The following is a 25,349-nucleotide window of genomic DNA, read 5'->3' on the forward strand; positions in this document are numbered from 1 at the left end:
AATTAAATAAATGGCAACAATTAATCCAGCTGAAGTATCAGCAATTTTAAAACAACAATTAGCAGGTTTTGATGGTAACGCTTCTTTAGATGAAGTAGGTACTGTTTTACAGATAGGTGATGGTATTGCTCGTGTTTACGGTCTAGCCAATGTACAATACGGTGAACTCGTAGAATTCGAAAACGGATTGGAAGGTATGGTACTTAACCTTGAAGAAGATAATGTTGGTGTTGTATTATTAGGAGACTCAACTGATATTAGAGAAGGAGCTACAGTAAAACGTACAGAAAGAATTTCTTCGTTAAGAGTTGGTGAAGGTATTGTAGGTAGAGTTGTAAACACTTTAGGTGAACCAATTGATGGTAAAGGACCTATTACAGGTGAGACTTACGAAATGCCATTAGAGCGTAAAGCTCCTGGTGTAATTTTCCGTGAGCCTGTTACTGAGCCTATGCAATCTGGTATTAAAGCTATTGATGCTATGATTCCTGTTGGTAGAGGTCAACGAGAACTTATTATTGGTGACCGTCAAACAGGAAAATCAACTGTTGCTTTAGATACGATCTTAAATCAAAAAGAATTTTTTGACGCTGGTGAGCCAGTATATTGTATTTATGTTGCTATAGGTCAAAAAGGATCTAACGTAGCGGCTATTGCAAATATGTTAGAAGAACGTGGTGCATTAGCGTATACAACTATTGTAGCTGCAAATGCTTCTGACCCTGCACCTATGCAAGTATATGCTCCAATGGCAGGTGCTGCAATTGGTGAATTTTTTAGAGATACTGGTCGTCCTGCATTAATTGTTTTTGATGATTTATCTAAACAAGCCGTTGCGTATCGTGAGATTTCTTTATTATTAAGAAGACCACCGGGACGTGAAGCTTATCCTGGTGATGTATTTTATTTACACTCAAGATTATTAGAACGTGCTGCAAAAGTGATCAATGATGATACTATTGCACAGCAAATGAATGACATACCTGATTCTATAAAACATTTAGTAAAAGGTGGTGGTTCTTTAACGGCATTACCTATTATTGAAACTCAAGCAGGTGATGTTTCTGCTTATATACCAACAAACGTAATTTCTATTACGGATGGACAAATTTTCTTAGAATCTGATTTATTTAATTCAGGTGTTAGACCAGCAATAAACGTAGGTATTTCTGTATCTCGTGTGGGTGGTAATGCTCAGATTAAATCAATGAAAAAAGTAGCAGGTACTTTAAAACTAGATCAAGCACAATATCGTGAATTGGAAGCTTTTGCAAAATTTGGTTCTGATTTAGATGCTGCAACAATGAATGTAATTGAAAAAGGTAAACGTAATGTTGAGATTTTAAAACAAGCTCAAAACGATCCTTTTACTGTTGAAGATCAAGTTGCAATTATCTATGCTGGTTCTAAAAACTTATTAAGAAATGTACCCGTTGAAAAAGTAAAAGAATTTGAAAAAGATTTTTTATACTTTTTAAACACTAAACATAGAGATACTTTAGATACTTTAAAAGCAGGTAAATTAACTGAAGATGCAATTTCAGTTATTGAAAATGCTGCTAAAGAATTATCAGAAAAATACATTTAATTAGAGATGTGTATTAAGTAGTAAGATGCTAGCATCTTACTACTTAATACCTTTATACTTTGTACTAAAAACAAATGGCAAATTTAAAAGAAATACGAAACAGAATTTCATCTATTGGTTCAACCATGCAAATTACGAGTGCCATGAAAATGGTATCTGCTGCAAAATTGAAAAAAGCCCAAGATGCAATTACTGCTATGCGTCCTTATTCCAATAAATTAACTGAATTGCTACAAAGTTTAAGTGCTACCTTAGAAGGTGATGTTGGAAGCGTTTATGCTCAAAAAAGAGAGGTGAAAAAGGTGCTTTTAGTTGTGGTAACTTCCAATAGAGGTCTTTGTGGTGCATTCAATACTTCTGTAATAAAAAAAGCTCTTGATATTATTCATACTACGTATGCTAATCAAAAAGTGGATGTTATAACTATTGGTAAAAAAGCAAATGATTTATTGTCAAAAAAACATAATGTAGTTGCTAATCATAGTGATTTATTTGACGACTTAACATTTGACAATACTGCGAAAATTGCAGAATCTTTAATGGAGCAATATTCTGACGGATCTTATGACCGTATAGAAATTGTCTACAACAGATTTAAAAACGCAGCAACACAAATTACGACTAACGAACAGTTTTTACCAATTGTTTCTGAAGTTAGTAATGAAAATGTGAATTTAGATTATATTTTTGAACCTTCTAAAATTGAAATTGTTGAAGGTTTAATTCCTAAATCATTAAAAACACAATTGTATAAATCCGTAAGAGATTCTTATGCATCAGAACATGGTGCTCGTATGACAGCCATGCATAAAGCAACTGATAATGCGACTGAATTACGTGACGAATTGAAATTGACATATAATAAAGCACGTCAAGCAGCTATTACTAACGAAATTTTAGAAATTGTTGGTGGAGCCGAAGCGTTGAACAATTAGACGAAGCGATAGCGAAGTCAAATATTTAAACAGTGCAGAAGCACTAAATAATTAAGCGTAGCTAAATTTCTTTATTACTGCGGAAACTGATTAATAACTTTTACAAACACCCGAAGATTTAATATCTTTGGGTGTTTTTATTTATAAGCATGACACAAAAAGTATTATTTCTTGATAGCAACCATCCGCTACTAAAAAAAGGTCTAGAAAATTTAGGCTATATCTGTGACGAAGATTTTACTTCCTCAAAAGAAAGTATTGAAACCAAAATAAAAGAGTACCAAGGTTTGGTTATTAGAAGTCGTTTTACAATCGATAAAAAATTTATTGATAGCACTGAAAATTTAAAGTTTATAGCAAGAGTTGGTGCTGGATTGGAAAATATTGATGTTAACTATGCTAAATCAAAAAACATTGTACTCGTAGCCGCCCCAGAAGGCAATAGAAATGCCGTTGGTGAACATGCTTTAGGTATGTTACTTTCTTTATTTAACAAACTTAATAAAGCAGATAGAGAAGTAAGACAAGGAAAATGGCTTCGTGAAGATAACCGTGGTTTGGAACTAGATGGTAAAACTGTCGGCATTATAGGTTATGGAAATATGGGCAAAGCTTTTGCTAAAAAACTACAAGGATTTGATATAGAAGTCCTTTGCTACGATATTAAACCTAATGTTGGTGATAACAATTGCAAACAAGTCACCTTAGCTGAATTTCAAGCGAAAACTGACGTTATTAGTTTACACACACCACAAACGCCATTAACTCTTAATATGGTGAATAAAGATTTTATTAACGCCTTTCAAAAGCCGGTCTGGTTTATAAATACTGCCAGAGGGAAAAGTGTAGTTACTAAAGATTTGGTAGATGCCTTAAAATCAGGTAAAATTTTAGGAGCAGGATTAGATGTCTTAGAATATGAAAAATCATCTTTTGAAAATTTATTTACTGATAAAAACATGCCCGAAGCCTTTCAATATTTGATTGAAGCAGAAAATGTGATTCTATCACCCCATGTTGCCGGCTGGACATTTGAAAGTAATGAAAAGTTAGCACAAACCATAGTTGATAAGGTCGAAGCAAATTTTTCATAACTTGTACGCTATTTATGATTAACAACTTATTATGAATTATAAAGCCAATTCGGTTGAAGATTATATCGACCAAATACCAGAAAACAGAAAAGAACCTCTTAAAAAATTAAGGCAAGTTTTATTAAAAAATCTACCAAAAGGGTTTGAAGAAGGAATTAATTATAAAATGATTGGGTATTACATTCCACATTCTATCTATCCCAATGGTTATCATTGCGACCCAAAATTGCCCTTACCTTTTATAAATTTAGCATCACAGAAAAATTCAATCAACTTATATCATAGTGGTATTTATGCTAAAAAAGAGCTGCTTGATTGGTTTGTTTCTGAATACCCCAACTATTGTAAACGAAAATTAGATATGGGTAAAAGTTGTATACGGTTTAAGAACACCAATGAAATTCCCTATGAACTTATTGGAAAATTAGCTAAGAAAATGACTGTTGATGAGTGGATAAAAACTTATGAAAATACAATAAATAAATAATATTATGAAATGCCATAACCAAAGTTTAGAAAACTAAGGAAATGATAATTATGGCATTCCATCTGACAAATTAATACTATTAAAACACAACAGATGAAAAACAGAGTAACAGGTATTGGCGGTATATTCTTTAAAACTGATGACCCAAATGCGACAAAAGACTGGTATAACAAACATTTAGGATTTAATACAGATGATTGGGGTTGTACATTTTGGTGGAAAGATGCTGCTGGGAATAAATGCTCTACACAATGGAGTCCTTTTAAGCAAGACTCGAATTATTTTGAGCCTTCTAAAAAAGACTTTATGCTTAACTATAGGGTAGAAAACTTAGTTGAATTACTGGATGAACTTAAAAAAGAAGGCGTTACAGTCATTGACAAAATAGAGGAATTTGAATATGGAAAGTTTGGTTGGATTCTCGATTTAGATGGTAATAAAATTGAACTTTGGGAACCGAAAGATGCAGCATTTTTATAAATCGATTACCAAAATGAACTTTTTCAATTAATGTCGTACCTCAAAATTATTAATGCTTATCAACTGTCCGCACAACAATGGATCTTTATACTGTTAGCCGTATTTTTATTAGGTTTATCTAAATCTGGTATTAAAGGTATTGGTATTCTTAATGTAGTAATTCTAGCATTTGTATTTGGCGAAAAAGCCTCGACTGGTGTATTGTTGCCAATGCTCATATTTGCTGATATATTCGCTGTAATATATTATAATAGACATGCCAATTGGACATATATAAAAAAACTATTACCATGGATGGTCGTTGGAGTTCTTGTGGGTGTATGGGTTGGAAATGATATTTCTGAATTGCTTTTTAAAAGACTGATGGCTATCATTATTATAACTTCTGTGCTTATTTTATTTTATAATGAAAAAAGAAAGTCTTCAACAATCCCCACACATATTGCTTTTTCCAGTTCTGCAGGTTTTTTAGCGGGATTTACAACCATGATAGGTAATTTAGCTGGACCAATATCAAATATATATTTTCTAGCTATTAAACTGCCTAAAAATGAATTTATAGGTACAGCAGCTTGGCTGTTTTTTATAATAAATGTTTTTAAATTACCGTTTCACTTTTTTGTATGGAAAACGGTTACGAAAGAATCACTGGTTTTAAACTCCATTCTTATACCTGCTGTAGTTTTAGGATTTTTTATAGGTGTGATGATTGTTAAAAAAATATCTAACCTAAATTATAGAAAATTTATTCTCATTGTAACGACAATAGGAGCTTTGGTAATGTTATTTAAATAAACCTAAGCGGAACGCCTAGAAGACATTTTCAATGTATCTAAATTCATCATTTGCTTCACCATCTTGTACACTTCTGGCAATTTTTGATTGAACTCATGTGGTGTTTCAAAGAAATGCTCAACCACTACAGATAAAAACTCAAACTGATTCTTAAAACCATATTGTCTTAAATAACCTGACTTTACAATTTTTCGTTGTAATTTTTTATCTTTCATTCTATCTAATAATGCAGTAAAATGATCTAAAAACACAACTGAAGTAAAACTACTTTCTTTTAAAAAACTAAAATGCATAGCATGGGTTAATTCATGCAGACCTAAATTTAAATTGTTTTCTTCAATTTCTATTCCATCCATAAAATTATCCCAAGAAAAAACAATTGTACCCAATCTTGGGTTCGTTTCTCCTTGATGACGTCTATTGGTTACTTTAGAAACATAATTTTCAGGATAAATAACTATATTATCAAACTGAGAAAACAAGTATCTTCTCATTCCAAAAGTTAACATTACCGCAGTAGAGGCAATTAATAATTCCATTTTTTTTGTTATTTTAATACCATCGCGTCCAATGAAATTGTGAGCTTCAATAAATTTTAATACTCTATGTTCAAAACAACGTTTATCAATAATAGATAAATTATTATAAAAAGGGAAATTATCGGCAATAATAGCCCTCTGTGCTCCAAACATAAAATTTGGAAAAAGCACAAAACGGTTCAAATTAGTTGCACCAAAGACAAGGCTTACAAGTTCTATCAAAATAGTTGTTTTTAAATAGCAATTTCTTCTAAATTAACCCATAGCATAGCGTTAACTTTTAAAGTATTCTTTCTTTTCTACCGCTATAATACGACTATTTTAGCAAAAAAGAGTGCTTTTTTCTAAGTTTCACATCCTTATTAGCATCTATCAACCAAATATTTTAACAAATCTGTAGTGGTAACTATGCCCACTAATTGATCATTATCTACCACGGGCAGAGCATGAAATTCTTTGTTAATTAATAACGATGCCACATCTTTAATTATGGTTTCGGAAGAAACTATTACTGGATTATTAGCCATAATTTGACCTACAGAAAGCATGCTATAAATTGAATCATCAATAGATTCATTATCATCATAATTATCAGCAAAACTAATTCGAGATAAATCAGTCAAACTTAACATGCCAACAATTTTTTTGTTTTTTACTACAGGTGCATGTCTAATTTTATGTTCTTTGAATAATTTATCAGCTTCTGGTAATTTTGCATTTTGTTTGATGACAACTACATTTTGTGTCATAATTCTAGATACAGGTTCTTTATGTTTCATAATGATTTAACCTTTATTGTTTATTAGTTAAATATCTTAAAAATAAAGCCAAATTAATATGATAAATATCAGTAATGAATAATATTAGATTTAATTATTATTTATGTTTGAGAAGAAAACCAAGTAAATTATCTAACAAACAACATATTTCGTTATTTGTATGAATAACGATGTACTCTTTAAGTATTCTGACAGAAATGACTACAATCTTTTAAAAAATAAATCCTCCGCTAATCTTTTCCATAGAAAATGCGGAGGATTTATTATTTATAATATACGCAATGAAGATTTTATAAAATATATTTACATTCTACATTATCAGCTTTAAAAGCTATTTGTCTTTATCTTTCTTCCAGAGACCTTCCATTTCTTCTAAGGTTTTCCCTTTGGTTTCAGGTACAAATTTCCAAACAAAGAACATCGCTAACAGTCCCATTCCTCCATAAATCCAATAGGCAAATCCGTGATTGAATTTCTCTAACAGATAACTATTTTTATCCATCATTGGGAATGTCCAAGAAACCAAGTAATTAGAAATCCATTGTGCTGCTACTGCTATTGCCATGGCACGACCACGTATTTTATTAGGGAAAATTTCAGATAATAAAACCCATGTTACTGGCCCCCAACTCATCGCAAAACTTGCCACATATACTAACATACATATTAGTGCAAATGCACCAACGGACTTCCCGAAGAATGCTCCCCCTAAGGCAAACATAGAGATTGCCATGCCCAATGCTCCTATAATCATTAAAGGTTTTCTACCAAACCTGTCTACAGTCATAATTGCCAGTACTGTAAACGCTAAGTTTACGGCTCCAACTATTATTGTTTGCAGTAATGCGGTATCCGTTCCTGACCCCATAGTTTTAAATATTTCTGGAGCATAGTACAATACCACGTTGATACCTACAAATTGTTGAAATATGGACAATAAAATTCCAATTACAATGACAGCAGTTCCAAAAGAGAATAATTTTCCCGAATGACTTACAACTGTATTTTTAATATCTCCAAATATTTTTTTAGCTTCTTCTACTCCATTTACTTTAGTCAAAACATCCAAGGCCTTTTCATCTTGATTCTTTAACACCAGTGATCTTGGTGTATCAGGAACAAAAAACAGCATCAATAAAAATAAACTTGCTGGAATCGTTTCTGATGCAAACATCCAACGCCATCCAATTGTATTTAACCAACTATCATCTCCTTGTTTCGCAATATAATAGTTTACAAAATAAACTATTAACATACCAAAAATGATCGCAAACTGATTCATTGAAACTAATTTACCTCTAACCTTGGCAGGAGCAATTTCTGCAATATATAGCGGTGATAACATTGATGCTAAACCAACACCAATACCTCCAATAATTCTGTATACTACAAAAATGTAAATAAAGTTGTGATCTCCTTCTCCAATAGGCTTCATAAAGATCTCAGGCATGGAGGATCCTATAGCGGAAAATAAAAATAATATTCCCGCTAAAAATAATCCTTTTTTACGCCCTAGATTCTTACTCACTACACCTCCAAAAAGCCCACCAATAATACAACCAATCAGTGCACTTGAAACTACCATCCCTAATCGAGAATTTGCTGCTACTTCACTTAACCCAAAAGGTTTGACAAAAAAACTATCTAATGAGCTTACGGTACCTGAAATTACAGCGGTATCGTAACCAAAAAGTAATCCTCCTAAGGTGGCTACTAATGTTAATTTTAATAAATATGCTGAATTGGTTGATTTTTGCATGGCCTGTCAGTTAAATGTATTGATTGATAATATTTTCGAACAATTCTTGCTTACCACTTCTTAAGGTTAACTCTCCATTCTCTTGTGCTATTTTGTACAAGTCTTGCAGGCTTAAATTACCTTGCTCAAATTCTTTTCCTTTACCAGAATCGAAAGAACTATATCTTTCTTTACGCAACTTTTCGTAAGGTGAAGATGTCATGATCCTATCAGCAATTAATAAAGCTCTAGCAAATGTATCTGCTCCACCAATATGTGCATGGAAAACATCTTCTAAATCGGTAGAGTTTCTTCTAATTTTTGCATCAAAATTAATACCACCTCCTTGTAAACCTCCGGCTTTTAAAAATACAAGCATGGCTTCAGTAGTTTCTTGAATATTATTTGGAAACTGATCGGTATCCCATCCGTTTTGATAATCACCTCTATTGGCATCTAAGCTACCTAACATTCCCGCTTTTGCAGCAACTTCAATTTCGTGTTGGAAAGTATGTTGAGCTAAAGTAGCGTGGTTTACTTCTATATTGATTTTAAAATCTTTATCTAATCCGTATTCTTTTAAGAAACCAATAGCTGTTGCTGAATCAAAATCATATTGATGTTTCATAGGCTCCATAGGCTTAGGTTCTATAAAGAAATTTCCTTTAAAACCCTGACTACGAGCATAATCTCTAGCCATAGTTAAAAACTGACCCATATGATCTAATTCTCTACCCATGTCTGTGTTTAACAAAGACATATAGCCTTCTCTACCACCCCAAAAAACATAGTTCTCACCATTTAATTTTATAGTCGCATCTAAAGCCAATTTTATTTGTCCACCAGCTCTGGCAACTACATCAAAATCTGGATTAGTACTAGCTCCATTCATATATCTAGGGTTTGAAAAACAGTTGGCTGTACCCCAAAGTAATTTAACACTATTTTCTTTTTGCTTTTCTTTGATATAATCTGTAATCGTTGCTAAACGCTTTTCAGATTCAGCAAAAGTGGCACCTTCTTGAATAAGGTCATAATCGTGAAAACAGAAATAATCGAAGCCCATTTTTGAGATAAATTCAAAAGCGGCATCTGCTTTGTCTTTTGCAGCTTGAATTGGATCTGAAGATTGATCCCAAGGAAAATTTTGAGTACCAGGTCCAAATGGATCTCCACCTTGACCACAGAAGCTATGCCAATAAGCAATGGCGAATCTAAAGTGCTCTCGCATCGTTTTTCCGGCCACAACTTGTTCAGGGTTATAATATTTAAACGCCATTGGATTGTCTGATTCTTTTCCTTCAAACTTTATTTTTCCTATTCCTTTGTAATATTCTTTTGTTGCCATTTTTTGTGTGTTTTATGATTATAAATTATTTTATTTTGTACTTAATATTAGTTCTAATTCTTTTTTCCAATTTTGGTATGCTTTTAAATAAGGTTCTTTGTCTTTAAAGGGCATAAACGTCATTACATGATCGTTTTCCATAATTAGTTTTCCGTAGCTTTCAAAATCTCCTTTATGCAAGCCAGCAGCACGTGCTGCTCCAATAGCACCGGTTGTATTATAAATTTCTATTTCGTGTTGTATTAATGTAGCCACGGTGTTTGTAAAAATTTCTGAACGAAATAAATTATCGTTTCCAGCACGAATTACATTTACATCTATTCCGTCTGATGTTAAAATTTCCATTCCGTATACAAATGAGAATGCAATACCTTCTAAAGCAGCTCTACAAATATGAGCTTTGTGATGATTATTTAAGTTTACATTGACTAATCTGGTTCCTATTTCCAAATTGTTTAACATTCTTTCTGCACCGTTTCCAAATGGAAGCATACAAACGCCATCTGACCCTACAGGAATTTCTGAAGCCAAATTATTCATTTCTTCATAAGAATTAACGTCCAAGTTGTTTAGCAACCATCTATATTGAATTCCTGCACCGTTAATATTTAACAATTTACCAATACGAGGTTTAGATTTTGTATAATTTACGTGTGCAAAATTGTTTACTCTTGTACTTTCTTTACCCGATAATTTTTCGGTAACTGCATATACAACACCAGATGTTCCTCCAGTTGCAGCAATTTCACCAGGATTAAATACATTTAACGCCAATGCATTATTTGGTTGGTCTCCTGCTCTATAAAAAATTGGTGTTCCGGCTGCTAACCCACTTTCTAACTCTCCTTTTTCACTTACCACACATTGCTCTCCAAACGTTGGTACAATATCTGGAACTAAAGCGTTATCAATTCCATAATTTTCTAATAAAAAACTAGCTACAGCATCCTTTTTAAAATCCCAAAATATACCTTCTGATAGACCAGAAATTGTAGTTGTCATTTTGTTTGAAAACTTAAAAGCAATAAAATCTCCTGGCAACATAAATTTATAAATGTTTTTATAAATTTCAGGTTCATTTTCTTTCACCCATTTTAATTTTGAAGCCGTAAAGTTAGCTGGAGAATTTAGTAAATGAGAAGTACATTTTTCTTTTCCGATATCTTTAAATCCTTTATTACCTATTTCAACAGCTCTACTATCGCACCAAATAATGCTTTTACGCAAAGGTTTCCCTGCTTTATCTACAACAACTAAACCGTGCATTTGGTATGCAATACCAATACCTTTAATTTGTGTTCTCGAAATATTATAAGTTTTTTTTAACCTTTCAGTGGCTTTGCAAATATATTGCCACCATTCTTCTGGTTTTTGCTCTGCCCAGCCATTCTTTAATGCTAGCATAGTCATTTCTGTTTCTGGTTCTTGTACAACTCCAACACTCTTTCCTGTTGAAATTTCAACAAGAGCAGCCTTGATAGATGAACTTCCTAAATCAAATCCGATGTAATACATAATTTTATAATGATTCTCTAATGGTTAATTTTGTTGGTATATAACATTGCATAGGTTTCTCTTTTGTGATAAATTCAGCTGCTTTTGTACCCATCATTTTAAAATCAGTGGAAACCACAGAAATACCCTTGTAAATAAATTTTTTCATAGGCGTTTCGTTGTACGATAAAAAGCCAACATCTACGCCAGGTTCAAAATCTCTTTCGCGACACTGTTCTAAAAAACTGCCTAAAATTCGATCACTAACACTTATATATGCAATATTTTTTTCTATAATAAACTCGTTCGGATTGGTTATTATTTTATATTTAAATCCATATTTATCACAAAAACTCTTAAAAAAAGTAATTGATTCTTTACTGTGATTTGTGTAATTTGGATAAATAAAATGAAGCTCATTGTATTTTTTAAACAATGTAACAGCACCAATTAAAGCTTGCTCAAAAGAAGCTCCGAAATCTTGAAAAACATAATTATTGGATGGATTAGAATGCATATTCCAATCGATTAAAAGTAAATTTTGCTCCTCTATATCTGATAATACCGAAGCTACTTTCTTATGATCAAAAGGCATAATTACATACTTGTAATATTTACCTTTACTATTGTTGATAATAGTTTCAAAGTTGTCAATATTATAATGATGAAATTGAACATCGGTTATAATGTTATTAGGCATATTATTTATAAACGAATGGTATAAAACTTCTTTATATGCCTTAAAAGTATCTAAAACCAAAAGCACTCTTTTGGTATCGCTAGCAACATAATATCCTTTATTGGGAACAGCATCTATGACCCCTTGTTCCTTCAATAATGAATAGGATTTAAAAACAGTATCTCTTGACAATTCATACGTCTTACACATTACATTTACCGAAGGAAGTGAATCTCCAATTGTAATATCATTTTTAGCAATGGCATCATTAATAGCATTAACCAACTGCTTATATTTTGGAATATCACTGTTTTGAAGTAACTTAAATGTAAAATTTTCTTTTAACATGCGTTCTGTTCTGTTCCGTTATGTAAAAATAATAAAATATTTTCTAATTAACAGAAATTATAGCTCTTTTTTATTGAATACATAAAAATGTAAAGCAATAATTAAGAGTATGCATGATCGAATAACATTGAAAACATAAGGAGAACCCCTGTAATAGTTAATATAAGAAGGGTAACCACTTATTTTATTCCCAGCTCTTTATTTGTAGTAAATATTTCATACTAACACAAGAATGTATCTATTAAAAAGTCTGGAATAGGTATTATTAGTACTTTATGCGATCTATTATCAACAACTCTTATATCTTTTAAGGGCTTCGATTTTAGGACAAATAAATATAGATTCCAATTACTGCAGCAACTACAGCATAACCTACTGGTTTTAAATATTTCCAATTGGTTATATCTACTTGCTTCGTATATACTTGAACATAATCTGTTTCTCTTGGCACAAATTTACTCACAACAAACATTATTATAATGGTTAACACAAACAAGATACCCATTAAGTGCAAGAAACTAATATCTGGTTTAATTACATACAATGTTATTAAATAGGTAATTGCACTAAATAAAATAGCAATATTTGCAGCTTTTGCAGAAACACGTTTTGAAAATATACCCACAATTACAATCGCTAAAATAGGTACACTATGCGTACCATTTAACTGCTGAAGGTATGTAAATATACCACCTTCAACACCGTAAAGTAACGGAGCTATTCCCATAGAAAATAGAGCTAAAACAATACCAAATATTTTACCTGCACGTACAACTTGTAATTCAGATGCCTCTTTATTGATATATTCTTTATAAAAATCAAGACCAAATAAAGTAACCGAACTATTTAAGGCACTATTAAATGAACTTAAAATGGCACCAAACAATACTGCTGCAAAAAAACCAATGAATGCAACAGGTAACACTGCCTTAACAACCATTGGGTATGCTTCATCAGGATTGGCTAAATCACCATTAAAAATATAGAATGCAATAATACCGGGAAGAACTACAATAAAAGGTCCCAGAATTTTAATAAATGCCGCAAGTAAAAGTCCTTTCTGACCTTCTTTTAAATTTTTAGCTCCAAGAGCTCTTTGTATGATTGCTTGGTTGGTTCCCCAATAATAAAAGTTAACAATTATCATTCCTGTAAAAAGTGTCCAAAATGGTACATCAGAATCGGGACCACCAATAATATCAAATTTCTCAGGGAGTGCCGTTGTTAACCTATTTAAACCGGTAAAAACATTGCCATCACCAATTTTCATTAGCCCAAAAATGGGTATTAATGAGCCTCCAACAATTAACCCCACGGCATTGATAGAATCAGACACTGCAACTGCTTTTAATCCTCCAAAAATTGCATAAATACTTCCTATTATTCCTATGGACCAAACGGTAACCCAAAGTGCGGGTTCTGGCCCCATCCCTAAAGCCTCAGGAATATCGAACATGGTATTAATGGCCAATGCACCAGAGTATAATACTGTTGGCAACATAGATATTGCGTACCCCAATAAAAATAATAAGGAAACGATTGTTTTTGTGGATTTACCATATCTTTTTTCTAAAAATTGTGGAATGGTTGCAATACCACTTTTTAGATATTTAGGTAATAAAACGAATGCGGTAAAGACCATGGCAATTGCGGCAACAACTTCGTAAGCCATAATAGGTAATCCGTCTCTAAACGAAACACCGTTCATACCCACTATTTGTTCGGTTGATAAGTTTGTCAGTAACAAAGAACCAGCAATAACGGGCCCTGTTAAACTTCTTCCTCCTAAAAAATAACCGTCAGAGGACTTTTCATCCGTTGTTTTTGTGGACCACCATGCGATAGCAGCAACCAATAATGTAAAAGCCAAAAACGTTATTATTCCCATAATTTAATTCGTTAAGTGTTCGTTTGATGCGTATTATAAACCATGTTGAAACATATGATAATATGCTTCGTTTGCATTAATTTTATCTTTAAAATCCCTCACGGTTGTGTTCTCATCAATAACTAATAATTCTATTCCTGCTATGTCAGCTAAATCTTCCATATACTCTGAAGTTATAGATTGACTAAAAACAGTATGATGAGCACCTCCCGCTAAAATCCATGCCGTTGCGGCAACTTCTAAACTCGGTTTTGCATCCCATAACACTCTAGCTACTGGTAAATTTGGTAAATCCTCCAAAGGCTTAATCGCTTCTACTTCATTTACAATAAGTCTAAATCTAGTGCCCATATCAACTAACGATATATTTATGGCATCTCCAGTAGTGGAATTAAATACTAATCTGGCTGGATCTTCTTTACCTCCAATACCCAACGGATGTACTTCACAAGATGGTTTCCCTTCGGCGATAGTTGGACAAATTTCTAACATATGAGAACCCAACACATACGATTTTTGAGGTGTAAAATGATAGGTATAATCTTCCATAAATGAAACGCCTCCTTCTAAGCCTACATTCATAACTTTAATAGCTCGTAACATTGCAGCTGTTTTCCAATCACCTTCTGCTCCAAAACCATAACCATCGGCCATTAATCTTTGTACGGCAAGGCCTGGTAACTGTTTTAATTCACCTAAATTTTCGAAAGTATCTGTAAATGCATTAAATCCTCCTTCTTCTAAAAAAGCTCGTAAGCCTAACTCAATTTTCGCAGCTTCAATTAGTGAACCTCTTTGAGCTCCTCCTTTTTTCAGTGATGGAGTTAAATCATAACTATCTTCATAAATTGCTAATAATTTGTTTAAATCGGTATCAGTAACGTCATTGATATACTTTACTACGTCTGATGAATCAAAACCATTTACCGAAAAACCAAATCGCATTTGAGCAGCAACCTTATCACCTTCCGTAACAGCAACTTCACGCATATTATCACCAATTCTAGCTACTTTTAAATGTTGCAACTCATCCCATCCTAAAACAACTCTAGACCATACACCTAACTTATTCTGAACGCGTTCATCTTGCCAATGTCCTACTACAACTTTACGTTTTTTACGCATTCTAGTCATCATAAAACCAAATTCTCTGTCACCATGTGCAGATTGGTTTAGATTCATAAAATCCATGTCTATCGATTTCCAAGGAATTTCGGCATTGAATTGTGTATGCAAATGACACAATGGTTTATTTAAAATCGTTAAACCATTTATCCACATTTTAGCCGGCGAAAAAGTGTGCATCCAAGTAATAATACCAATACAACTTTTTGAAATGTTAGCTTCCTGACATACGTTAGTAATTTCGTCAGGCGTTTTCACGGTTGGTTTATAAATTATTTTAATAGGTAAATGCGAGGATGCATTAAAACCTTTTACAATTTCCTTTGAATTTTCCGCTACTTGTTTTAAGGTATCATCACCGTACAAATGTTGGCTCCCTGTAACAAACCAAATTTCTTTTTTTGAACTATCTATCATACTATATTTTATATTTTTACTGTCCGTAATAGGCGTTTTTGCCATGCTTACGTTCGTAATGCTTCTTAATTAATGATTCTTTCAGCTTTGGTGCATTAGGGTTTATCTGCAATGTTAAAGTTGCCATTTGAGCTACTGTCTCTAACACTTTACTGTTATAAACCGCCTTAGCGGCATCTTTACCCCAAGCAAAAGGGCCATGATTCCCAATCAATATCATTTCAACTTCTGTATGTGAAAGACCTTTATCTTTAAAACAATCTACTATTTGAATTCCGGTATTATGTTCGTAATTCCCTTTAATGAGTTCATCACTCATTGGTGGAGCACAAGGAATATCTGAGGTTAAATGATCAGCATGAGTAGTACCAAAAATAGGAATATCTTTTTGAGCCTGAGCCCAAGCTACTGAATACAAAGCATGTGTATGTGCAATACCCCCGATATCATTCCAATTTTTATAAAGATAGGCATGGGTTTTTGTATCAGAAGAAGGTCTTAATTTCCCCTCAATTTTGGTATTCTCATAATCAAGGATTACCATATCTTCAGGTGTTAAAATTTCATAAGGAACACCACTTGGCTTAATTGCAAAAACTCCATTTTTCCGATCAACCGCACTCACATTTCCAAATGTATAAATTACTAAACCCAGAGCGTTTAACTCCATGTTTGCTTCGTAACATTCCTGCTTAAGTGCACTATAGATTGAACTCATTTATTTATTTTTTAGTGATATTTTCTACAAAAGAACTCAGTTCATTATAAGATTGCATCCGTTTTTTATACACAGGAACTTTTTCTTTTTCAGGATAATAGATTGCTTCAAAATTACTCCCCATTTTTTTGCTTGCTTCAATCACATTAGAGTAGATTCCTGAAGCAACGGAGGCATATATAGCTGCACCTAATGCAGGTGCTTGATCAGAAGCTGCCACTTTAATCGGCTTATCTAAAACATTGGCTAGTGTTTGCATAATAAAAGGAGATTTTCTTGCTACTCCACCGATACCAATTACGCTATTTATGGCAACGCCTTCTTCTTCAAAACGTTCCACTATTTTTTTAGAGCCAAAACATATTGCATTTACTAATGCTTTAAAAATATGTGGGGCTTTAGTACCTAACGTTAAGTTAGACATTGCTGCTTTTAATTCTTGATTAGCATCAGGTGTTCTTCTTCCATTTATCCAATCTAATGCAGTTGGTATACTTTCAGACAGCGGTATATTTTCCGCTTGCTCACTTAATTTCTTTATAAAATTAGCCTCTATTTCTTCCTTTAATTCACTTTTCTGAGCTTCACCTAAAACATCTGAAGTTAAAACGAGATTATCAATTGGCCAAGACAACATATCTTTAAACCAAGCTAATAAATCGCCAAAAGCAGATTGACCAGCTTCTAAGCCTTCCATTCCAGGAATTACAGAGCCATCAACTTGACCACAAATACCCTTTACCGTTTTGGAGCCTAAAAGTTCTTTTGAAGAAACCATTATATCACAGGTTGAAGTTCCCATAACTCTTACCAAGGTATGTTCTTCAATTTTTGCTCCAAGTGCTCCCGCATGGGCATCAAATGTACCCACTGCAATTACTGTATCTGTTGTAAGTCCTAATTTTTTCGACCACTCAGTACTTAGAGTTCCTGCAATTTCATTTGAAGTATAGGTTTTCGTAAATAGTTTATCACGAAGTTTAGCCAAATATGGATCTAGTTTTTCTAAAAATGATACTGATGGTAATCCACCCCATGATTCATGCCACATGGCTTTATGCCCAGCTGCACAACGGCTGCGTTTAAATGATTTTAAATCTTTATTCTCAATAAGTAAATAGGTTAGTAAATCGCAATGTTCCATCCATGAATATGCCGCATTTTTTACGGCAACATCTTGACGGATTATATGTAAAATTTTTGCCCAAAACCATTCTGAGGAATAGATACCACCTTCGTATTTAGTGTAATTCTCACCTCCCCAAGTTTTGGCCAATTCATTTATTTCGTTAGCTTCTTTAATTGCAGTATGATCTTTCCAAAGGACCATCATTGCATTAGGATTTTCTTCAAAACCTTTAGTTAACGCTAAAGGTGTACCAAATTTGTCGATTGGAATTGGAGAAGAACCTGTGGTATCAATACAAATACCTTTTATTGATTCTGGTTCAACATTACTTTGTGTTACAACATATTTTATAACATCTTCTAATCCCTCTATATGATCTGATGGGTGTTGTCTAAATTGATTAATTGAAGCATCACAATACTTATTTTCCTTCCATCGCTGGTAAAAATGGACGTTAGAACTTATTTCCTGTCCTGTTGCTGTATCAATTAATACTGCACGAACAGAATCAGATCCATAATCTAAACCAATAACATAATTTCTCACTACTTAATTATTTAATCAAACAAATATAGTGATTTATTTTTATAAGTGTTTGAGACACACTTTTAATTTTAGTGCCTATTAAATTTTAAAAACGAAACCCTCTTTCAATTTTTCGTTATACTTATCTAAATCAAACTGATATAGAAAAGAACCTTTTTTTGAAGATTCCATATCCTTTTCTTCTAATTTAATAAGTATGTCTAAGGTATTTATCTTACTTGTAAAATTTCGCTTATCTAATTTTTTATTTAAAACCGATTCATATAAATTTTGCAGTTGCAACATTGTAAATTTATCAGGTAAAAGCTCAAATCCGATAGGCTTAGTTTTTGTTCTATATTTTAACCTGCTTACTGCACGTTTAACCATTTTATCGTGATCAAAAATAAGTTTCGGAGCATCCTCTAAACTAAACCATTTTGCTGAATTTAAATGAATTAGCTCTTTTTCGCTCGTTGCAATATCTATTAAAGCATAATACGCTACAGAAATTGTACGTTCTGCTGGATCTCTATCAACTTTACTAAAGGCGTAAAATTGTTCCATGTAAATATCATGTAAGCCCGTAAGGTGATTTAGAATACGTATTGCTGACTCATCTAAATTTTCTTCTTTCTTTAAAAACCCACCAATTAAAGACCACTTGCCTTTTTCCGGTTCAAAGTCTCTTTTAATTAGTAAAATTTTTAGATCTTGACCATCAAAACCAAAAATAATACAGTCTACCGCTAACAATACTTTATCCTCTTTACTATAATTATTTAACATATAAAAAATTTCTACAAATAAGCAAATTTACATGGATTAAGAAATCGCATCATACAAAAACACATGTAAAATCCGCAAATTAATCAAATATAATCATCTTTTTAAAAAAAAAGTCGCCTATTTAATTTTAGGCGACTCTTTCTTGTTATATGCTAAGTATTAGATTTTTAATAACTTCCTCGTTTCTTGCACATCACCTGAAGTAATACGAACGATATACATTCCGTTACTCAAGTGCTCCGTATTTATAGTTCTATTATTACCATAAGATCTATCATTATTTTTAATCATTTTAACCTTTCTACCATCAACTGTAAATAACTCAACGGTTACCTCATCACTTAAGTTTGAGTCATATTCATAAGTAAATGAATCTGTAAAAGGATTAGGATAAATGGTTAAGTTTTGAAGGGTTAAATCAAAATCATCAGTACCTAACGACTTCACTAAATCTGGTATTAAATAGCTATTAAAGGTAAATTTACCATGGCCACTTGGAATAAGTTGACCATCAGAATCTGTATTTTCTGATTGTCCAACTACCGTCCACTCTAACCCGTTAATTTGCCAAGTATCATTTATTGACACCTTTGTACCCGTATAGGCAGCTTCTTTTGCAATCAAGTTATCAATAATATCTTTCATGTCTACATTAGCAGTTATTATATCGGTTGTATAATCAGCAGTAGGATCCGCTTGCACTATGGCATCAGGAACCAAATTATAGGAAGCTACTTCTCCTAAATAACCTGGCAAGGTTCTTAAAATTTGATACGTCAATCCGTTATTTGCTGTAAACTCACCAATATTATTAAAAACATGATTGTCGACCTCCGTATTATTATCATATTTAATTCTTGTTTTCCCACCATTATGAAAGGTATGAACTATAATATCAACTCTATTGCCACTCATATCTCCATTTTCGGTAACCCAGGCCGTCATATTAAGCTGACCTTTACCTCCACTTTCTGGACTCCATTGCCCTTCCATAGCTGTGTTAAGTGGAAAATCAATATCTTTCAAGGCTTTAGGATACCCTCTATCTACAGAGGTGTCCTTTGCATCATGCCATGAGAATTTTTGAATTTTTATATCAAATTCTTTATGTCCTTCCGCAATTACATTTTGATTTTCATATTCTATCCATGAAGGTGAACCAACAGTACCAAAATTCATTTGTATAGGTCCTTTCCATCCATCAGCGATGTAATAATTAGTCCAATAACCATCACCTAAATCTTGTGAAAAAAGAGTGTTAACATCTGCACTTGGCTGTCCCCTATAGGTAATTGTACCATCACCTTTTCCAACTACTATATAAGGAATCTCTGGTATAGCGATAGTTCCCCAAGTAGTACCACCTTCAAAGAGTACCGCTTGAATTCGATTTGTTTCACCTGGCCAACCATTATCCACTATTAAATCGAGCCCTACTGTATCGTTACCCGGAGGAAGTTCTACCCAAACTTCTCCAATTTTATTACTGCCTGCGGCCACTTCATTATCACGAACCTCAACTAATATTTTACTGGTTTGCAATAAATTGTACTTTATGTTAACGCGTCTCAACGTTCCATTATTTATAGGATCCGTTGATGTGTCAACAATTTCTAAGGTATTTTCACCCGTTGGCACATAAGCCTCTACAGTGATATCAGTTACATCTTCAGTTGCTAAATGAGCATAATTGTTATTATGATCAAATAACTGTGCCTGATAACTATAGCCAGTACCTAAAGCACTCGCTGGTATTTTAAGACTTAATGTTTCAGTCCCTGAGCCTGCACTCAATACTTTGCTAATCTCCGTCAAGTTATTGGCATCTTTAAATCGTATAAACGCTGAACCATCTATATTTAAGGTATAGTTAAAGGTTATGTCAACGTTAGTACCAGCAGTTACGGTAGTTGGCGGATCAACCATAGTTATTGAATTAGTTACAGTTACACCTGTTTCTACAGTAATTCCTTCTATATTTTCAGTGGCTATACTCGAACTCCAGTCAGTTGATGAAAAAAGTTGAGCTTGATAGCTATAACCAGTACCTAATTCATCCGCAGGTATTGGAAGACTGAATGTTTTAGACCCAGAGCCTAAATCTACCTTATCATTAATCTCTGATAAGTTGCCATTAGCATCTCTAAATCGTATAAACGCATATGTTGTGGACAAATCTGTCGAATAGTTAAAGGTAATATCGACGTTAGTACCAGCGATTACTGTAGTTGGTGGATTCACCATAGTTATTGAATTAGGTGCAGTTACACCTGTTTCTACGGTAATTCCTTCTATATTTTCAGCAGCTATACTCGTACCCCAGTCAGTCGATGAAAAAAGTTGAGCTTGATAACTATAACCAGTACCTAAAGCACTCGCTGGTATTTGAAGACTTAATGTTTTAGACCCAGAGCCTAAATCTACCTTATCATTAATATCTGTTAAGTTACCATTAGCATCTCTAAATCGTATAAACGCATATGTGGTAGACAAATCTGTTGTATAGTTAAAGGTAATATCAACGTTAGTACCAGCGGTTACAGTAGTTGGTGGATCAACCATAGTTATTGAATTCGACTCACCTTCAACTTTTACAATTATACCTTCGACAACTTCAGCATCTAAAATTTCGTCAAAATCTCCTGAAATAAGCTGTGCTTGATAGCTATAATCGTTACCTACATCTACGGGTGCTTCAAGACTTAAGGTCACACTTCCAGCATCATCAGTTACTTCAACGTATTTTTGCTCCAAGTTGTCACCTGCAGTATTTTTAAAACGTATCAATGCATAAGCAACAGCTATATCTTTTGTATAGCTTAAGGTAATATCAACCATTTCACCAACAATTACGGTTGTTGGAGGATCCACAATAGTTATAGAATTTGCTGAGAGCTTTTCTACGGTTATCCCTCCTATATCTTGCTTAGCCAATTCAGTCCAATCAGTTGTAAAAATCTGTGCTTGATAACTATAACCCGTACCTAGTTCATCCGCAGGTATTGGAAGACTTAATGTTAACGTTCCTGAATTGTCTGTTACCTTATCGGAAATCTCTGACACGTTACCGTCGGCATCTTTTAATCGTATATAAACATGTGCTTCAGCCTGATCTGTTATATAGTCAAAAGTAATATCAACGTCTGTACCCGCCATTACTGTAGTTGGCGGATCAATCATTGATATTGAGTTTGACGGTCCTTTTACAGTGATACCAGTTATATCTTCAGTAGCCAAGTGAGACCAACCAGTTGAGAAAAGCTGTGCCTGAAAGCTATAATTGTCACCTGGCGGCACATCTGGTATTGGAAGACTTAATGTTGCAGTTCCTGTACCAATAGAAAATTTTGCAGAAATCTCTGTCAAGTTACCTGCATCTTTAAATCTTATATACGCATATGCCTCTTCAACTATTGTGTAATTAAAGGTAATGTCAACGTTAGTATTAGCCTCTACTGAAGTCGGCGGATCCACTATGGTAATAGTGTTTTGCCCTTGCACGGATATCACAAAAAGAAGTACTGAAAATAGTAAGAGTAATTTTGTTTTCATAATTACATTTTTAATTGAGTATTAGTTTTAAAAGTTATTTTGGGTATGCTTTTAAGCATTTAATTGGATAAATATAGCAATTTTTTTAATATAAATGTAACTATTACATTTAAAAAAAATGAGGTATATACTAGCTGACTTTCAGAAAGATCCATTTTTAATAAGGCCTATTAATGTAAATGACCTTGCGATGTTAATCGTATTTTTTATTTAATTCAAAAAACATTAAAATAAAAAAAGCCGCCTAAATTTATTAAGCGACTCTTTTCCTCAAATAATTAAAATACTAATTCTTTATTAACTTTTTGGTTTGTGTTAAATCACCAGAAGTAATTCTAAGTACATACATCCCCTTACTTAAATTACCTGTATTAACTGTAATACTATTTGTATCATTGTTACTATTTCTAACGGTTTTGACTCTTCTCCCGTCCATTGAATATAGCTCTAAGACTACAGCTTCTTTTTCAGCGGCATTGTATTGATATGTAAATGAATCTGAAAATGGATTTGGGTATATTAATTCCTCAACACTTGTCGTCTTAATTTTAGACGATTTTAATGATGAACCTCCGTTTAAATTTGGAATGGTATATGAAGACAACGTTAATTTAGCATTACTATCTTGGACAAAAACTCCGCCCACAGTATCACCCGATGATCCTATAAAGGTCCACTCTAACCCGTGAATATACCATTGATTGTCTAAAACAGGAATACTGCTATTTGCATCAACTGAAATCAACTTCTCTAGAATATCTTTCATATTTAAAGAAACACTGAAAGGATTCGTATTAAATGTGGTTTGCCAGATACCATCTCTAGGATTGTTATAAGGTACTATATTGTATGTAGCTGCTTCACCATATCCACCTGTATTTCTTTTTAATACGTGATAGGCGACACCTCCACTATGAATTGTATCCAGAGGTTCTAAATTATCATTAGGATTAGCCGCATATTTTTGAGCTAGATTACCTGAATTATCCCATGTATGAACTATTACATCGCTTTTAGAGTAAGTATTATTATTTAAATCACCTCCTCCATTATACAACCAAGCTGTCATATTTAAAAAGGTACGGCCTTCACTATTAGATGCCCATTGTCCATTGGCAGTGCAGGTAACATCATTATTCAATAGGGCAATTTTAGTTGGATAGCCACGATCAACTGATGGTTGTTTCCAGTTATGCCAAGAATATTTTTGTATTTTTATATCAAATTCAGCATGACTTTGACCTGATTGGAAACCGTTATTGTCCCAATCTACCCATGCAGCCTGTTCCGCGGAACCAAAATTAGCTTGAATATCTCCTTTCCAACCATTATTAACAAACCAATTGGTATAATAACCACTCCCCAAGGATTCTGCAAATTTTGTATTTTGTTCATTTCCTCCAGTGTAAGGTTGACCTCTATATGTAATTGTGCCGTCACCTTTATTAACTAAAATCTGAGGAACTTCTGCTATTGTAATTGGAGTCCACGAATTGCCTTCAAACAATACCGCTTGAATAAGGTTTGTACTTCCTGGGTTACCACTATTTACAACTAAATCAACTCCTACAATATCTGAACCGGCAGCTACGTCTACCCATACCTGTCCAATTTTATTACTGCCTGCAGCTACATCACTATCACGAACTTCTACTAATATTCTACTTGCCTGAAGAACATTGTATTGAACATTTACTCGCTTTATACTTCCATTGTTAATGGCATTAGTAGATGTATTAACAATTTCTAAAGTATTTTCACCAGTTGGCGGTGTGCTTTCATCAGTAACGGTTACACCAGCAATCTCACTCGATCTTCCTGCCCAACCTTCTAAAAGCTGTGCATGAATTTCATAATTACTGCCAATGTTTGAAGGTGCCTGGATCGTCAACGGGATCACATCAGAATCTGCCGTTAGTGAAGATTCAACATCAAAATTTAATTGACTGTTTGAATTCGTATCGTAAAATTTTATTAATACTCTTGCAGTGGGAAAATCTTTTGAATAACTTACGTTAAAAGTATAATTATTACCGGCGACAACTGAGGTAGGACGATTTAAAATAGTAATTGAATTTCCTGTTGGAGGAGGTATATTTGCAACCACTGAGACTGACCCATTATCATCGGCTCTTCCAGCCCAACCTTCTAAAAGTTGTGCTCTAATTTCGTAATGAGTACCAACCGTTGAAGGTGCTAAAACTTTAAAATTTAAAGTACCCGAATTTGCCGTTATATTTGAAACGATATCAAAATTTAATTGACTATTTGTATTGGTATCAAAAAACTTTACCATCACTTTTGCTGTGGAAAAAACTTTTGAATAATTTACGGTAAAATCAATTGAATCACCCGCGACAACTGAGGTCGGACGATTTAACAGTGAAATGCTATTTTGTCCTTGTATTGCAACTGAAAAAAATATTCCAATAAGAAATAAAAAGTATTTTGTTTTCATAAATTTAATTTTAGTGTTTGAGATTAATTTTATTGTTAGTTTTATTTTTATACCATAGGCAGACGATTTTAAATTTATTTTTTGAAGCTACTTATATTCAAAATATTTCACATTTCAATTATTAACTGTCGTATATACACTTATAAAAAATGCAACAAAAATTCTTGGACTGCCGAAAGCAGCATGCTTTTAAGTAACTGAAATGTTATTATAGATAAATATTCACACTTTATACTCCTAATAAAATGTAAACCTTAAGCATTAGCCATTACTAATGTTAGTTTAGTCTATTTACAGTAATCCCCTATTACAATAAATAATCTAAAGTAGATCGAAAATAGTTTTTGAGCAGATAAGATAATACACAATCCTAAAAATATTTTTACAATAAAAATATTTAAAAAATAATTAGCTAACTACTTAACAATGATAAATATATGAAAA

At 33.1% G+C, this 25,349-nt stretch carries 19 protein-coding genes; 6 read left to right on the top strand and 13 right to left on the bottom strand.

Annotated features, from left to right (window positions below):
* Positions 1-10 precede the first annotated feature (10 nt).
* From atpA to D3P13_RS08965, 6 genes are all read left to right on the top strand, one after another.
* Positions 11-1,588 (top strand): F0F1 ATP synthase subunit alpha, encoded by a 1,578-nt coding sequence (gene atpA / locus D3P13_RS08940; protein ID WP_117881519.1) that lies wholly within the window; start codon positions 11-13, stop codon positions 1,586-1,588.
* Between the two features lie 74 nt (positions 1,589-1,662).
* Complete coding sequence (gene atpG / locus D3P13_RS08945) at positions 1,663-2,523, top strand: ATP synthase F1 subunit gamma (RefSeq protein ID WP_117881521.1); 861 nt, start codon at positions 1,663-1,665, stop codon at positions 2,521-2,523.
* A gap of 149 nt (positions 2,524-2,672) precedes the next feature.
* A complete protein-coding gene (locus D3P13_RS08950) occupies positions 2,673-3,617 on the top strand; it encodes a 2-hydroxyacid dehydrogenase (RefSeq protein ID WP_117881523.1) in 945 nt (314 codons plus the stop codon).
* A gap of 31 nt (positions 3,618-3,648) precedes the next feature.
* Positions 3,649-4,104 carry a DUF1801 domain-containing protein gene (locus D3P13_RS08955; RefSeq protein WP_117881525.1) on the top strand — a complete coding sequence of 152 codons (456 nt, stop codon included), beginning with the start codon at positions 3,649-3,651 and terminating at the stop codon, positions 4,102-4,104.
* Positions 4,105-4,197: 93 nt separating this feature from the next.
* Positions 4,198-4,584, top strand: coding sequence for a VOC family protein (locus D3P13_RS08960; protein ID WP_117881528.1), 387 nt, complete (start codon positions 4,198-4,200; stop codon positions 4,582-4,584).
* 30 nt (positions 4,585-4,614) lie between these two features.
* Positions 4,615-5,379, top strand: coding sequence for a sulfite exporter TauE/SafE family protein (locus D3P13_RS08965; protein WP_117881530.1), 765 nt, complete (start codon positions 4,615-4,617; stop codon positions 5,377-5,379).
* Positions 5,380-5,381: 2 nt separating this feature from the next.
* On the opposite strand, the gene D3P13_RS08970 is transcribed toward D3P13_RS08965, so the two are convergent.
* The 13 genes from D3P13_RS08970 to D3P13_RS09030 form a co-directional block, all read right to left on the bottom strand.
* A complete protein-coding gene (locus D3P13_RS08970; RefSeq protein WP_157972874.1) occupies positions 5,382-6,140 on the bottom strand; it encodes a zinc-dependent peptidase in 759 nt (252 codons plus the stop codon).
* 140 nt (positions 6,141-6,280) lie between these two features.
* On the bottom strand, positions 6,281-6,697 hold the full coding sequence (locus D3P13_RS08975) for a CBS domain-containing protein (protein WP_117881534.1): 417 nt from the start codon (positions 6,695-6,697) through the stop codon (positions 6,281-6,283).
* 331 nt (positions 6,698-7,028) lie between these two features.
* Positions 7,029-8,456 (bottom strand): D-xylose transporter XylE, encoded by a 1,428-nt coding sequence (gene xylE / locus D3P13_RS08980; RefSeq protein WP_117881536.1) that lies wholly within the window; start codon positions 8,454-8,456, stop codon positions 7,029-7,031.
* A 10-nt stretch (positions 8,457-8,466) separates the two neighbouring features.
* The gene (gene xylA / locus D3P13_RS08985; protein WP_117881538.1) at positions 8,467-9,783 is read right to left on the bottom strand and encodes a xylose isomerase; all 1,317 of its coding nucleotides are present in this window, start codon (positions 9,781-9,783) and stop codon (positions 8,467-8,469) included.
* A gap of 30 nt (positions 9,784-9,813) precedes the next feature.
* Positions 9,814-11,298: a xylulokinase gene (locus D3P13_RS08990; RefSeq protein ID WP_117881540.1), complete on the bottom strand. Its 1,485-nt coding sequence runs from the start codon at positions 11,296-11,298 to the stop codon at positions 9,814-9,816.
* Positions 11,299-11,302: 4 nt separating this feature from the next.
* The gene (locus tag D3P13_RS08995) at positions 11,303-12,304 is read right to left on the bottom strand and encodes a GntR family transcriptional regulator (protein ID WP_117881543.1); all 1,002 of its coding nucleotides are present in this window, start codon (positions 12,302-12,304) and stop codon (positions 11,303-11,305) included.
* A 322-nt stretch (positions 12,305-12,626) separates the two neighbouring features.
* The gene (locus D3P13_RS09000; RefSeq protein ID WP_117881544.1) at positions 12,627-14,192 is read right to left on the bottom strand and encodes a solute:sodium symporter family transporter; all 1,566 of its coding nucleotides are present in this window, start codon (positions 14,190-14,192) and stop codon (positions 12,627-12,629) included.
* A 33-nt stretch (positions 14,193-14,225) separates the two neighbouring features.
* Positions 14,226-15,734 (bottom strand): L-arabinose isomerase, encoded by a 1,509-nt coding sequence (gene araA / locus D3P13_RS09005; protein ID WP_117882234.1) that lies wholly within the window; start codon positions 15,732-15,734, stop codon positions 14,226-14,228.
* A gap of 16 nt (positions 15,735-15,750) precedes the next feature.
* Positions 15,751-16,452, bottom strand: a complete 702-nt coding sequence (locus tag D3P13_RS09010) for an L-ribulose-5-phosphate 4-epimerase (RefSeq protein ID WP_117881547.1) — start codon at positions 16,450-16,452, stop codon at positions 15,751-15,753.
* A 4-nt stretch (positions 16,453-16,456) separates the two neighbouring features.
* Positions 16,457-18,127 carry a ribulokinase gene (locus D3P13_RS09015; protein WP_117881549.1) on the bottom strand — a complete coding sequence of 557 codons (1,671 nt, stop codon included), beginning with the start codon at positions 18,125-18,127 and terminating at the stop codon, positions 16,457-16,459.
* 78 nt (positions 18,128-18,205) lie between these two features.
* A complete protein-coding gene (locus tag D3P13_RS09020) occupies positions 18,206-18,895 on the bottom strand; it encodes an NUDIX hydrolase (protein ID WP_117881551.1) in 690 nt (229 codons plus the stop codon).
* A gap of 159 nt (positions 18,896-19,054) precedes the next feature.
* Positions 19,055-22,447: a T9SS type A sorting domain-containing protein gene (locus D3P13_RS09025; protein WP_117881553.1), complete on the bottom strand. Its 3,393-nt coding sequence runs from the start codon at positions 22,445-22,447 to the stop codon at positions 19,055-19,057.
* A gap of 286 nt (positions 22,448-22,733) precedes the next feature.
* Complete coding sequence (locus tag D3P13_RS09030; RefSeq protein WP_117881555.1) at positions 22,734-24,905, bottom strand: T9SS type A sorting domain-containing protein; 2,172 nt, start codon at positions 24,903-24,905, stop codon at positions 22,734-22,736.
* Positions 24,906-25,349 lie beyond the last annotated feature (444 nt).

The sequence above is a fragment of the Aureibaculum luteum genome (genome assembly GCF_003449015.1).
Classification (GTDB): Bacteria; Bacteroidota; Bacteroidia; order Flavobacteriales; family Flavobacteriaceae; genus Aureibaculum; species Aureibaculum luteum.